The organism is Streptomyces sp. NPDC059456 (assembly GCF_042750055.1).
Classification (GTDB): domain Bacteria; phylum Actinomycetota; class Actinomycetes; order Streptomycetales; family Streptomycetaceae; genus Streptomyces.
The window spans coordinates 1-12,251 of sequence record NZ_JBHYVA010000212.1 but is presented as its reverse complement, the minus strand read 5'-3'; the positions used below and the strand labels follow the sequence as shown (position 1 = coordinate 12,251).

The window sequence follows — 12,251 nt, the reverse complement described above, 5'->3', positions numbered from 1 at the left end:
CAGCTGGACCTGCGGCACTGCCGCGGAGACGGACGGTGCGGTGGGGGCGGCGGGAACGGGTCCGGGGGTGGCCTGCGGCGCACGCTGCGCGGGCGCAGCCGGCCGGGGGGCGCCGCCCGCCCCGCGCGCCCCCCCGGGGGGGGGGGGCGGGCTGCGGTGTCAGTACCTTGTGGCGCTCCTGCGCCAGCTCGCCACGGTCCAGGTCCGCGGGAGCGCCCTTGATCCCGGAACCACCGATGTCCACGCCGAAGATCTGCATGGAAACACCGTAGGGAACTTCGCGGGCGGGGGCCTACTTCTCGGCGACCAGCGCGGCCGCTTCCGCGCGCAGGTCGCGGCGCAGCTCCTTCGGCAGGGAGAAGGTGATGGACTCCTCCGCCGTCTTGACGATCTCGACGTCGCCGTAGCCGCGGGCCGCCAGCCACTCCAGGACCTCTTCGACCAGGACCTCCGGCACCGAGGCGCCCGAGGTCAGGCCGACCGTGGTGACGCCGTCCAGCCAGGCCTCGTCGATCTCGCTCGCGAAGTCGACGAGGTACGCGGCGCGCGCGCCGGCGTCGAGGGCGACCTCGACCAGCCGGATCGAGTTCGAGGAGTTCTTGGAGCCGACGACGATGACCAGGTCGGAGTCGGCGCCCATGACCTTGACCGCTGCCTGGCGGTTCGAGGTGGCGTAGCAGATGTCGTCGCTCGGCGGGGAGACCAGCAGCGGGAACTTGGTCTTCAGCGCGTCGACGGTCTCCATGGTCTCGTCGACCGAGAGGGTGGTCTGGGAGAGCCAGACGACCTTCGACTCGTCGCGGACCTCGACCTTCGCGACGTCCTCGGGGCCGTCCACGATGGTGATGTGGTCCGGGGCCTCGCCGGAGGTGCCGATGACCTCCTCGTGGCCCTCGTGGCCGATGAGGAGGATGTCGAAGTCCTCGTTGGCGTACCGGATGGCTTCCTTGTGCACCTTGGTGACCAGCGGGCAGGTCGCGTCGATCGTCGCGAGCTTGCCGGCCGCCGCCTCCTCGTGCACCACGGGTGCCACGCCGTGCGCGGAGAACATCACGATGGAGCCCTCGGGGACCTCCTCCGTCCGCTCGACGAAGATGGCGCCCTTCTTCTCCAGGGTCTGGACGACGTACTTGTTGTGCACGATCTCGTGCCGGACGTAGACCGGCGCACCGTACTGCTCAAGGGCCTTCTCGACGGCGATCACGGCTCGGTCCACACCTGCGCAGTAGCCGCGCGGGGCGGCGAGCAGGACGCGTCGGGAAGCGGGAGCAGGGGCGGCAGCAGTCATGTGGTCCATCGTACGGGGGTCTCCAGGAGGCCGGGCGTCGCCCGTTCGGCACAGACTGGGTCGAACGTACGAGCCGACCGCCCCCGGAGGAACGATGGCGTCCGTGACGGACCCCGGCACGGAGCCGAAGCCCGCCCTGCGGCGGAGCCTCGGCTTCCGGGACCTGGTGGTGTACGGGCTCCTGTTCATCGCCCCCATGGCCCCGGTCGGGGTCTTCGGCACCCTCGACGCGAAATCGCACGGCGCCGTCGCGCTCGTCTACCTCTTCGCGACGGTCGCGATGGCCTTCACGGCGTTCTCGTACGCGCAGATGGTCCGGGTGGCCCCGCAGGCCGGGTCGGTCTTCACGTACGCGCGCAAGGGGCTCGGCGAGGGGGCCGGCCTGACCGCCGGCTGGATGGCAATGCTCGACTACCTGCTGATCCCGGCGGTCGCGTACCTGTTCTCCGGGATCGCGATGAACGCGCTGGTACCGGAGGTCTCGCGGTGGGTGTGGACGGCGCTGGCCGTGCTGGTGACCACCGCGCTGAACCTGTGGGGCGTACGGGCTGCCGCGCGCGTGGGCTTCGCCGTGCTGGCGATGGAGATCGCGGTACTGCTGGTGTTCGTGGTGGCCGCGGTGACGGTGCTGGCCCGGGGCGGGGCGCAGCGCGGCTGGCTCTCGCCGCTGACCGGGGACGGTTCCGCGGGGTTCTCCCTGGCGGCGGTGCTGGGGGCGGTGTCGGTGGCGGTCCTGTCGTACCTCGGCTTCGACGCGATCGCCTCGTTCGCGGAGGAGGTCACGGGGGGTTCGGCGCGGGTGGCGCGCGCGGTGCTGTTCTGCCTGGTGCTGGCCGGGACGCTGTTCCTCGTGCAGAGCTACCTGGCGGCGCTGCTGATGCCGGTGTCCTCGGCGGAGCTGGCGGCCGATCCGGCGCAGCAGGGGCCGGCCTTCTACGACGCGGTGGAGTCCTCGGTCGGCTCCTGGCTGCACGACCTGGTCGCGGTCAGCAAGGCGGTCGGGGCGGCCTTCGCGGCGCTGGCCGGGCAGGCGGCGGCGGGCCGGCTGGTGTTCGCGATGGCCCGGGAGCGGCGGCTGCCGGGGGCGCTCGCGCGCACCTCGGACGGGACCCCGCGGCCGGCGCTGCTGGTGGCGGCGACGATCACGCTGGTCGCGGCGGTGTGGGCGGCGCGCCGCGACGACGGGCTCGACCAGCTGGTCTCGGTGGTGGACGTCGGCGCGCTGGTGGCGTTCACGCTGCTGCACGCCTCGGTGGTCGGCTGGTTCGTGGTCAAGCGCGGGGCGGGCGCCCCCGTCTGGTGGAAGCACCTGCTGATCCCGGTGCTCGGGGCGGCGGTGACGGTCGCGGTGATCGTGGAGGCCTCCTGGACGGCGCAGGTGGTGGGCGCGGTGTGGCTGGTGGCGGGCCTGTGCGTGCTGTCCGCCCAGCGGGGCCGCCGCCCGGACCCCGGCGACCCGCCCGCCGCCGCCTAGACCCGGCCGCCTGCCCGGAGGCGGCGCCCGGCGAGGGTACGGGGAGACGGTGCAGTGCGGGGAGGCGGCGCCCGGCGACGGTGCGGGAAGGCGGTACGGGAAGGCGGCGCCCGACGACGGTGCGGGGAAGGCGGTGCGGAGAGGCCGTGCGGGGTGGTGGTGCGGGCCGCTGCGGCGGCGGGACGGGCGGGTGGCGCGGGGCGGTCGGATTCCGACACCCTCGCCGCACCCTGAGACGCTGTCAGCGCGGGCGGATAGCCTGCGCACATGGGTCTGAATACGTCGGCTGACGCGCCGCTGCCGGTCGGCCGGGTGTCCCGGCTCATCGGGGGCTGGATCGACCGGCTCGGCCAGGTGTGGGTGGAAGGGCAGATCACGCAGCTCTCGCGGCGGCCGGGGGCGGGGGTGGTCTTCCTGACGCTGCGCGATCCGTCGCACGACATCTCGCTCAGCGTCACCTGCTACCGCCAGGTCTTCGACGAGGTCGCGGACGCGGTGACGGAGGGCGCGCGCGTCGTCGTCCTGGCCAAGCCGGAGTGGTACGCCCCGCGCGGGCAGCTGTCGCTGCGGGCGACCGAGATACGGCCCGTCGGCATCGGCGAGCTCCTCGCCCGGCTGGAGAAGCTCAAGCGGTCGCTCGCCTCCGAGGGGCTGTTCGCGGCGGACCGCAAGAAGCCGCTGCCGTTCCTGCCGCAGCTGATCGGGCTGGTGGTCGGGCGGGCCTCGGCGGCCGAGCGCGACGTACTGGAGAACGCCCGGCGCCGCTGGCCGGCGGTCCGCTTCGAGGTGCGCAACGTCGCGGTCCAGGGGGTGCACGCGGTGCCCCAGGTGATCGGGGCGGTCAAGGAGCTCGACGCCCTGGACGAGGTCGACGTGATCATCGTGGCGCGCGGCGGCGGCAGCGTGGAGGACCTGCTGCCGTTCTCCGACGAGGAGGTCGTACGCACGGTCGCGGCGGCCCGTACGCCGGTGGTCTCGGCGATCGGGCACGAGCCGGACTCCCCGCTCCTGGACCTGGTCGCGGACCTGCGGGCCTCCACGCCCACGGACGCGGCGAAGAAGGTCGTCCCGGACGTCGGCGAGGAGCTGGAGCGGGTGCGCCAGCTCCAGGGCCGGGGGCTGCGGGCGGTGCGCGGGCTGCTCGACCGGGAGGAACGGGGCCTGGCGCACGCCCTCGCCCGGCCGGTCTTCGTCCATCCGCAGCGGATGGTGGAGACCCGCGAGGCGGAGGTCGAGGCCCTGCTGGCGCGCAGCCGGCGGACGCTGGGCCATCTGCTGGACCGGGCCGATTCGGAGCTGGCCCACACCCTGGCCCGGGTGGTGGCGCTGTCCCCGGCGGCCACCCTGGAGCGGGGGTACGCCGTGCTCCAGCGGGCGGACGGGCACGTGGTGCGCTCGCCGGGGGACCTCTCGGCGGACGAGGTGCTGCGGGCGCGCGTGGCCGAGGGCGAGTTCTCCGTACGCGTCGCCGGACAGCGCGACGCGTGAGCCGCGCACTGCGCGCGGAAGCCTCACGCACGCAACGCACGGATGCGTTGCGCCGCACGGACAAGATGCACTGCACAGACAAGGTGGGACGGGAATGACGGAAACCGATACCTCGTTGGGGTACGAGCAGGCCCGGGACGAACTCATCGAGGTCGTCCGCAAGCTGGAGGCCGGCGGCACCTCCCTGGAGGACTCGCTCGCGCTCTGGGAGCGCGGCGAAGAACTCGCGCAGGTCTGCCGGCACTGGCTGGAAGGCGCCCGCGCCCGGCTCGACTCCGCTCTGGCGGCCCGCGAGGCGGGGGGCGCCCCGGCCGACGGGGGCGACGGGGGCGAGGAGTGATTCAAGTCACCCTCGAGCGGATTTAGTTGAATCTTCTACCACTTTGGGGCTAAAGTCGGGCCATCGCTTCACCTCCGTATGGAAGAAGGCTTTCCGATGTCTCTCGTTCTTGACTCCGCCGCCCAGGACCTGCTGTTCCGCGAGGCCCGCACCGCCAACTCGTTCTCCGACGAGCCGGTGACCGAGGAGCAGGTCCAGGCGATCTACGACCTGGTCAAGTACGGCCCCACCGCCTTCAACTCGACGCCGCTGCGCATCACGCTGGTCCGCTCCCCCGAGGCCCGTGAGCGCCTCGTGAAGCTCATGGCCGAGGGCAACCAGGCCAAGACCGCCGCCGCGCCGCTCGTCGCGATCCTCTCCGCGGACAACGAGTTCCACGAGGAGCTCCCGGCGCTGCTCCCCCACTTCCCGCAGGCCAAGGACGCCTTCTTCAGCGAGCGCCCGGTCCGCGAGCAGTCGGCCCTGATGAACGCCGCCCTGCAGGCCGCGTACTTCATCGTCGGCATCCGCGCCGCCGGCCTGGCCGCGGGCCCGATGGGCGGCCTGGACTTCGCGGGCGTCCAGAAGGAGTTCCTGGACGACGACCACACCCCGCTGATGGTCGTCAACATCGGCAAGCCGGGCGAGGACGCGTGGTTCCCCCGCGGCCCGCGCCTGAGCTTCGACCAGGTCATCACCACCGTCTGAGTCCGGATCCGGGCAGGTACGCAGAAGGGGCGGGGCCCGCGGAGCGGGGGGGGGGCGCGGAGCGGGTGACCCCGCCGGGCGGGGGGGGGCCCCGCGCCCGCGAACGACGGCGTGAAGACGACGCCCACGCCGGCCGCCAGAGCGGCCGCACGGGAGAGGAGCCTGCGTACGGACGGACTGAGGATCATCCGGTCACGTTAGGGACGGTCCGGCCCGCTCGCAGCTCGGGGTGGGCCGACCGGCGTAGCGATCCCCGGCGGCGTCATGAGCGGTCGAGGGCCGCCGTCCTCGGCTCCCGTGCACGGACGCGGGAGCCGTCGCGGCCGCCGTTCGGCGCCATCCCGGCCCGGGGAGGGGGCCGTGCGTTCGGGTCGCCCGCTCCTCCCCTGCCTTCGCGGGCCGGGTGGCCTGCCCGTTCCGTGCGCCTCCGGAAGCTCGCCGGCGGCGGCTCCTGGTGTCACCCTGCCGGGGGGGGGATCCGCCAGGTGCCGCTGCCGCTGCGGGGTCACGTCGGCGGGCAGGCCGACCGGTGCCGGCTCGTACCGGGACCAGGTGCCGTCGAGGAGGCGGGGCAGGTGGTCGCGGTCCGGCATTCCGGCGCCGGGCGGGCAGGGCCTGGTGACGGCCTATCCGGCGGTGCGGAGGCGGGTGGCCGCCGCCTCGGCCTCCCGCACCACGCGGCCCGTGTCGACGTCGACGAGTCCGCCCCCGAACTTCAGCGGACGTCCGTCCACGAAGACGGAGTCGATGTTCTCGGGCCGCCCGTTGAAGACGATCTGGCCGACCCACTCGAAGCGCGGTGCGAAGTTCAGGGCCGCCGGGTCGATGACGAGCAGATCGGCCCGCTTGCCAGGGGTCAGGGAGCCCACCCGGTCCGCGATGCCGAGGGCTTCGGCGCCGCCCAGGGTGGCCATCCGCAGGACGTCGGGCACCTGGGGGAAGACCCCGGCGTCCAGGGCCCGGGCACGTTGCAGGCCGATGGCCGTCTTCATCAGCGCCTGGAAGTCCGAGGTGTCGTTGGTGCCGCCGTCCAGCCCGAGCCCGACCTTGACCCCCCGTCGTCTGAACTCCGGGAGCCGCATGACGCCGGAGGCCAGACGCATGTTGCTCAGCGGGCAGTGGACCGCCCGCGCGTCGTGGTCCGCGACGGCGGCGATCTCCTCGTCGGTCAGGTGGACCGCATGGTTGATCAGGAGCCGCGGCCCCAGCGCGCCGATGTCGGCGAGGACCCCGAGGGGATCGTCCGCGCGTTGCTCCGGGCGTTCCAGGACATGGGAGTTGAGCATGACTCCCAGCTCCTGGGCGGCTTCCCAGTGCGCGCGGTTGAGGTCCTGCGCTGCCCGCGCCGCGTGGGTGGCGATCTGGAAGGAGCCGAGCGGCACCGGGTCGACGAGATCCTTCTTCACCTGCGTGACCAGTGCCGCGTCGGGTTGGGGCGGGAACATCGCGTAGGTGAACCGCACCCCGGTGCCGGCCAGGGCCCGTACGTAGCTCTCGATGAGGTCGTGGTCGAAGATGTCCGACCAGTCGACGAGGGTGGTCACGCCGGACTGGACGGCGTCGAGGGCCGCGAGGCGCACGAAACTGTGGAGCGCCGCGGGGGTCAGCCGGCCGCGCGCGGGGTCGGTGCACCGTTCGAACCAGCCGAACAGGTTGCCGTCGGTACAGCCCCCGCGGATCGCCGCCTGCCAGAGGTGGGTGTGCACGTCGACGAAGCCCGGCATGACCAGCTTGCCCGAGGCGTCGACCACCCGGGTGCCGGGCGGTGCCTGGAGGCCGGTGCCGACGGAGGCGATGGCTCCGTCGCGCATCAGGACGTCGGCGTTCTCCATCGAGCCGAGGGGGCCGCTGCCCAGGGCGGGGTCCATGGTGAGCACGAGGGCGGCGCCGCGGAGCAGGATCGTACGGCCGGCCGGGACCGGCGGGTGGGGGACGCTGTTGCGGGGGGCTGAGCGGGCGGTGCCACCGAGGAGGAGCGGGGCCGCTGCGGCCGCACCGAGGCCGGTGAGGAGGTCGCGGCGGCTGCGGGCCGGCTGCGGGGTGGGGGTCGACTGCATGGTGTTGCCTCCCGAGAGCTCAGAACGGAAGGCCCGCCCGGACGACGTGGTGACGGCGCGTCGAGCAGCGGCGGGAGATTACCCGCAGCATTCCCAACCCGTGGCCTTCCCATGGGCGTTCGCGGAAAACATTTTCCGTTCCCGGCGGCTGCGGGCCGTGCCGGGGCCCGCCGGCCCCGTCGACCGAGAGGTCGCACACGGGTCGCAGAGGGGTCACAGGGGTGGTCGCAGAGCGGTCGCAGAGGTGTGCGACGGTCGCGGAAACGCGTCACTCCCGGAAGTCCGAACGCGGCGGGCGCGGTGACCGGGCGATGGATGGGACAGGTGTTCCCACCCGGCAGGGCGCGCCATGGCCGCCGGGGGGCCCACCGGCCGAGAGGGCCTGCTCCGCCCCGGAGCCGCGGCGACCGGACGTCGGAATCTGATCGTTTCATTGCATCCAACGTGCGGTCGATTGATCGTTTTATGAGTCCGGAATGACCGGTGGCGGCTGTCATTACGGCAAGGTCACATGACGAACCCGAACTGACTATGCTCCCCGATGTGTTGCGCTGCGCTCACAGCGAGTCATGGACGCTGTGGTGCGCACGGCCGGAGCGTGGCTGCCAGAGAAGCGACCATCGGCGCCCTCTCGAAGCGACCCCTCGGGCCCCATCGGAGCATGCGTGTCCGCCCCGCCGGTGGCCGTCGTTCCTTTCGGCGCATCACATCGCCTCAGTCCGCTCATTTTCAGACCGTATGGGGGCCCCTGATGGTTCGTGCAGGTGCAATGTCCAGAGCCCGGCCCGCCACAGACACTCGGGTGTGGCTGCTTCCTCCCGCAGTCCTGGCGGGAGCCTCGGCCGTAGCGTTGCTCTTTTCCCCTGCACAGATACGGACACCGCTTGCCTGGTGGGGCCTTGCCGCTGTCGTCCTGACGCTCGTCACCTCCGCCGAGGCAACGCGCCGCCTGCGATCGGCGGAAGCGGCCCGCAACGCACAGGTCAGCGCCCAGGCGGACGAGTACCACGCACAACGCGAGGCCGTGCTGACCGGACGCCTGACCGACCAGCGGGCGACCGCGGTCTGGCTCGCCGAAGAGCTTCTTCCCGCGGCCGTCGCCCGTCTGCACAAAGGCGTTCCGGCCTCGGAGATCCTGCAGGCCGTGACCTTCGGCGACCACCTCGACGGCGAGTTCGCCGAGGCGCTCAGGGGTGCGCTGCAGACGCTCCTGGAGGCCGTCGAGGGCGAGGAGCACACGCGCGACTCCTCCCAGCGGGCTCTGGTGGCGGTGGCGCGCAGGGTGCAGGCGATCGTGCACCAGCTCGCCAAGGATCTCCATTCCATGCAGATCCTCCACGGCACGGACGTCGTGGTCTCCCGCGGTCTGCAGGACATCGACCACCGCAATGCGCTGATCGGCCGCCTCGCGGCCAGCATCGCGGTCCTGGGTGACTCCCGGCCCGGGCGTCAGTGGTCGAAGGCCATTCCGCTCTACGACGTCCTGCGCGGAGCCATGTCACGCATCGTGGACTATCCCCGCGTGAAGCTGCAGGCGGTCACGGAGGTGGCCGTGATCGGCTCGGGAGCCGAGCCGCTGATCCACCTGCTCGCCGAACTGCTCGACAACGCCACGACGTTCTCGCCGCCGCACACCCCGGTGGAGGTCACGGCGAGCGAGGTGCCCTCCGGTATCGCCATCGAGATCGAGGACCGTGGGGTCGGACTCACCGAGGAAGTCCGGGAGCACATCGAACGCGTCATGGCGCAGGCCATGTCGGGCATCCAGCTGTCGGCTCTGGGCGAGGTCACCCAGCTCGGCCTCCCCGTCGTCAGCAGGCTGGCCCACGAGCACGGCTGCGAGGTCGACCTGCGCACCTCCGCCTACGGAGGCGTACGGGCCGTCGTCCTCGTGCCCCGGCGGCTGATCACCACGATGCCGCAGCCCGTCCTGAGGCCGCAGGAGCCCGTCCGCAGGCGCCCGGTCGGCCCGGTCCTGTCGCGGCCGGCGTCGGCGCGCGAAGCCGTCGTGGATTCCGGCGAGGTGAGGAAGACCGCCAACGGACTTCCCCAACGACGACGGGAGTCACCCGTCCCGAAGCCGGTCGTACTGGCGACCCCTCCGCCCCCCGTCGCTCCGGCCGCCCCCTGGGGCACCTCGGGCACGTCCCGCCAGCCGGGTCTGATGTGGGAGGCGTTCAACGGCGAGAAGAAGCCGGTCGCCGAACCTTCCACTCCCCCCAGCGAACCGTCAGATGAGGTTGAGTAACGTGCAGCCACTGCCCAACATGGACTGGATGCTCAAGGAGCTCGTGGGTGGCGTCCCCTACGTGCGACACGTGGTCGTCCTGTCGTCGGACGGCCTGTGCATCGGGCAGGCGAACACGGCGCCCGACACCGCTGACGCGATCGCCGCTGCATGCTCCGGCATCCAGAGCCTGGCGCGGGCCATCGCCCAGATGTTCCCGCACGGGGACGCTTCGACGCGGATGGTCGGGATCGAGGCCGACGGCGGGTACTTCTCCCTGATGGCGGCCGGCCCCGGGGCCTATCTCGCGGTGCTGGCCGACCAGGAGGTGGACGCGGGACTCCTGGGTGACCGCATGAGGACGTTGGTGGTCCGCATCGGCCAGCACATGACCAGCCCGCCCCGTGAGGACGTCGGGCAGGCGATGTGACATCAAAAGACCAGGACTCCTGGGATGAAGGCACTCCCGTCCCGCTCTACGTCATCACCGGTGGCCCGGGCTCCTCGGCCACGAACTTCAACCTGGTCACCCTCATCGCGGCGAGGTCCGAACCCGAACCCGCGATGCAGCCCGAGCAGGCGGCCATCCTCTCCATGTGCACGTACCCGCTCTCGGTGGCCGAGTTATCGGCATACCTCGGCCTTCCGTTCAGCGTCGTCACCGCGCTGCTCTCCAAACTCGTCGACGACGAGCGTGTCGAGGCCATCGCGCCCGTACCGGTGGCTGCCTTTCCCGAACGCGGCCTTCTGGAGGCGGTGATCCATGGACTACGCAAGCTCTGACGCGCCCGGTGCCCGCCCGCGTGACACCGATGCGCCGCTGCCCCACGGCGCCAGGGGGGTCAAGGTCGTGATCGTCGGCGGCTTCGGCGTCGGCAAGACGACGATGGTCGGGGCGGTGAGCGAGATCCCGCCCCTGACCACCGAGGAAACCATGACGCAGGCGGGCGTCGGAATCGACCACAACCCCGGCGCCGGGTCCAAGAACACCACGACCGTAGCGATGGACTTCGGACGGATCAGCATCAACCGGGAGCTGGTCCTCTACCTGTTCGGGACGCCGGGGCAAGAACGCTTCTGGTTCCTGTGGAACGGCATCTTCGAGGGCGCGCTCGGCGCCGTGGTCCTCGTCGACACACGCAGGATCGAAGTCTGTTTCGAGGTCATCACCCGCCTCGAAGACCGCCGCGTCCCGTTCGTCGTGGCCGTCAACGCCTTCCCGGAGGCTCCGCAATACCCCGTACCGGATCTGCGTACTGCTCTGGCCCTCAGCGAATCCGTGCCCATCGTCACCTGCGACGCACGGAACCGGGCGTCCTGCCGCGACGCCCTGCTCTCGCTGATGGTCTACCTGAGCACACTCGCCGCCGCCCAGGAGACCGCATGACCTTTCCCTCTGCTGAACACGGCCGGCCCACGGCGGAACCCGGGGCCGCCCCGCCCCCGGGCTGTCCGGCCCACACCGCCACCGGAACCGACGGAGCCACCCGGCTCTACGGCACCGCGGCGGCGACGGACCCCATGGGCCTGTACGAGAAGTTGCGTGCCACCCACGGTCCGGTGGCCCCCGTGCTGCTCGACGGCGACGTACGCGCCTGGCTCGTCCTGGGGTACCTGGAGAACCGTGACGTGGCCAGCCGCCCGACCCAGTTCTCCCGCGATCCCCGCGTCTGGCACGGCTGGAAGAGCGGGGAGATCGACCCCGCCACCTCGCCGCTCGTGCCGATGATCGGCTGGCGCCCCGACTGCGTCTGCGCGGACGGCGAGGAGCACCAGCGCCTGCGCGGCGCGGTCACGGCCGGTCTCAGCCAGTTCGACCACCGCGGAATCCGCCGTCACATCGCCCGTTTCGCCCACCAGCTGATCGACACGTTCTGCGAGAGCGGCGAGGCGGAACTGGTGGGCCAGTTCACCGAGCACCTGCCGATGCTCACCCTGACCCACCTCCTCGGGATGTCGGACGAGTCCGGACCCGGACTCGTGCACGCCGCCCGTGACCTCTTCAAGGCCACCGAGACCTCGCTCGCCAGCAACGCCTACGTCCTGGAGAGCCTCCGGCAGCTCGTCGTCGCCAAGCGGGCCCGCCCCGGGCACGACATCGCCTCCGCGTTGATGGCCCATCCCGCCAACCTCACGGACGAGGAGGTCCAGCATCACCTGCGCCTCATCCTGCTCGCCGGCTACGAGACGACGGCCAACCTCATGTCCAACGTGCTCCGCATGGTCGTCACCGACCCCCGGTTCCGCGGTTCGCTGGCCGGCGGTCAGATGACCCTGCCCGAAGCCGTGGAGCAGGTCCTGTGGGACGAGCCACCGCTGATGGTGTGTCCGGGCCGCTGGGCCAAGGGGGACACCGTTCTCGGGGGACAGCAGATCAAGACGGGGGACATGCTGCTGCTGGGGCTGGCGGCCGGGAACGTCGACCAGGCGATCCGACCGGATCCCTCGGCTCCCGTGCACCACAACCGCGCGCACCTGTCCTTCAGCGCCGGCACGCATGAATGTCCCGGCCAGGACATCGGCCGCATCATCGCCGACTCGGGCATCGACATCCTGCTCACCCGTCTTCCCGACATCGCCCTGGCCGTCCCGGAGGGGGGGGGCGCCCAGGCGGGGCGCCCACGGGGGCCGCCCCCCCCCGCGCGGGGGGGGTAAGACAACAACACGCCCCCACACCCCCAAATCGAGTC

At 72.0% G+C, this 12,251-nt stretch carries 11 protein-coding genes and 1 pseudogene; 9 read left to right on the top strand and 3 right to left on the bottom strand.

The genetic code is table 11. From position 1 onward, the window contains the following. Positions 1–259 (bottom strand): annotated as a pseudogene (locus ACFXA3_RS19925) (hypothetical protein); the annotation flags it as partial. Between the two features lie 33 nt (positions 260–292). Further along, on the bottom strand, positions 293–1,297 hold the full coding sequence (locus ACFXA3_RS19920; RefSeq protein WP_385188437.1) for a 4-hydroxy-3-methylbut-2-enyl diphosphate reductase: 1,005 nt from the start codon (positions 1,295–1,297) through the stop codon (positions 293–295). Positions 1,298–1,382: 85 nt separating this feature from the next. Between ACFXA3_RS19920 and ACFXA3_RS19915 the strand changes: the two genes are divergently transcribed. From ACFXA3_RS19915 to ACFXA3_RS19900, 4 genes are all read left to right on the top strand, one after another. Continuing rightward, positions 1,383–2,762, top strand: a complete 1,380-nt coding sequence (locus ACFXA3_RS19915; protein ID WP_385188436.1) for an APC family permease — start codon at positions 1,383–1,385, stop codon at positions 2,760–2,762. Positions 2,763–3,029: 267 nt separating this feature from the next. Further along, a complete protein-coding gene (xseA, locus tag ACFXA3_RS19910) occupies positions 3,030–4,250 on the top strand; it encodes an exodeoxyribonuclease VII large subunit (RefSeq protein ID WP_385188434.1) in 1,221 nt (406 codons plus the stop codon). Between the two features lie 94 nt (positions 4,251–4,344). Next, the gene (locus ACFXA3_RS19905) at positions 4,345–4,590 is read left to right on the top strand and encodes an exodeoxyribonuclease VII small subunit (protein WP_385188432.1); all 246 of its coding nucleotides are present in this window, start codon (positions 4,345–4,347) and stop codon (positions 4,588–4,590) included. Positions 4,591–4,686: 96 nt separating this feature from the next. Continuing rightward, positions 4,687–5,277, top strand: a complete 591-nt coding sequence (locus ACFXA3_RS19900) for a malonic semialdehyde reductase (RefSeq protein WP_376192996.1) — start codon at positions 4,687–4,689, stop codon at positions 5,275–5,277. Positions 5,278–5,903: 626 nt separating this feature from the next. Here ACFXA3_RS19900 and ACFXA3_RS19895 read toward each other — a convergent pair. Further along, positions 5,904–7,334, bottom strand: coding sequence for an amidohydrolase family protein (locus ACFXA3_RS19895; protein ID WP_385188431.1), 1,431 nt, complete (start codon positions 7,332–7,334; stop codon positions 5,904–5,906). A gap of 850 nt (positions 7,335–8,184) precedes the next feature. Between ACFXA3_RS19895 and ACFXA3_RS19890 the strand changes: the two genes are divergently transcribed. The 5 genes from ACFXA3_RS19890 to ACFXA3_RS19870 are packed head-to-tail and all read left to right on the top strand — an operon-like array spanning position 8,185 to position 12,216. Next, complete coding sequence (locus tag ACFXA3_RS19890) at positions 8,185–9,582, top strand: sensor histidine kinase (RefSeq protein WP_385188429.1); 1,398 nt, start codon at positions 8,185–8,187, stop codon at positions 9,580–9,582. A gap of 19 nt (positions 9,583–9,601) precedes the next feature. Continuing rightward, complete coding sequence (locus ACFXA3_RS19885; RefSeq protein WP_054222155.1) at positions 9,602–9,991, top strand: roadblock/LC7 domain-containing protein; 390 nt, start codon at positions 9,602–9,604, stop codon at positions 9,989–9,991. Then, positions 9,988–10,344, top strand: a complete 357-nt coding sequence (locus ACFXA3_RS19880) for a DUF742 domain-containing protein (RefSeq protein ID WP_385188428.1) — start codon at positions 9,988–9,990, stop codon at positions 10,342–10,344. Before ACFXA3_RS19885 ends, ACFXA3_RS19880 begins: the two co-directional genes overlap by 4 nt. Next, entirely contained in the window at positions 10,325–10,948 is a 624-nt protein-coding gene (locus ACFXA3_RS19875) for an ATP/GTP-binding protein (protein WP_385188426.1), read from the top strand. Before ACFXA3_RS19880 ends, ACFXA3_RS19875 begins: the two co-directional genes overlap by 20 nt. Next, the gene (locus ACFXA3_RS19870; protein ID WP_385188424.1) at positions 10,945–12,216 is read left to right on the top strand and encodes a cytochrome P450; all 1,272 of its coding nucleotides are present in this window, start codon (positions 10,945–10,947) and stop codon (positions 12,214–12,216) included. Before ACFXA3_RS19875 ends, ACFXA3_RS19870 begins: the two co-directional genes overlap by 4 nt. The last annotated feature ends 35 nt before the right edge of the window (positions 12,217–12,251 follow it).

What these genes read in the sequence shown, in the direction of transcription:
- ACFXA3_RS19920 (WP_385188437.1), bottom strand. Translation starts at nt 1,297, where the DNA reads ATGGACCACATGACTGCTGCCGCCCCTGCTCCCGCTTCCCGACGCGTC.
- ACFXA3_RS19915 (WP_385188436.1), top strand. Translation starts at nt 1,383, where the DNA reads ATGGCGTCCGTGACGGACCCCGGCACGGAGCCGAAGCCCGCCCTGCGG.
- xseA (WP_385188434.1), top strand. Translation starts at nt 3,030, where the DNA reads ATGGGTCTGAATACGTCGGCTGACGCGCCGCTGCCGGTCGGCCGGGTG.
- ACFXA3_RS19905 (WP_385188432.1), top strand. Translation starts at nt 4,345, where the DNA reads ATGACGGAAACCGATACCTCGTTGGGGTACGAGCAGGCCCGGGACGAA.
- ACFXA3_RS19900 (WP_376192996.1), top strand. Translation starts at nt 4,687, where the DNA reads ATGTCTCTCGTTCTTGACTCCGCCGCCCAGGACCTGCTGTTCCGCGAG.
- ACFXA3_RS19895 (WP_385188431.1), bottom strand. Translation starts at nt 7,334, where the DNA reads ATGCAGTCGACCCCCACCCCGCAGCCGGCCCGCAGCCGCCGCGACCTC.
- ACFXA3_RS19885 (WP_054222155.1), top strand. Translation starts at nt 9,602, where the DNA reads ATGGACTGGATGCTCAAGGAGCTCGTGGGTGGCGTCCCCTACGTGCGA.
- ACFXA3_RS19875 (WP_385188426.1), top strand. Translation starts at nt 10,325, where the DNA reads ATGGACTACGCAAGCTCTGACGCGCCCGGTGCCCGCCCGCGTGACACC.
- ACFXA3_RS19870 (WP_385188424.1), top strand. Translation starts at nt 10,945, where the DNA reads ATGACCTTTCCCTCTGCTGAACACGGCCGGCCCACGGCGGAACCCGGG.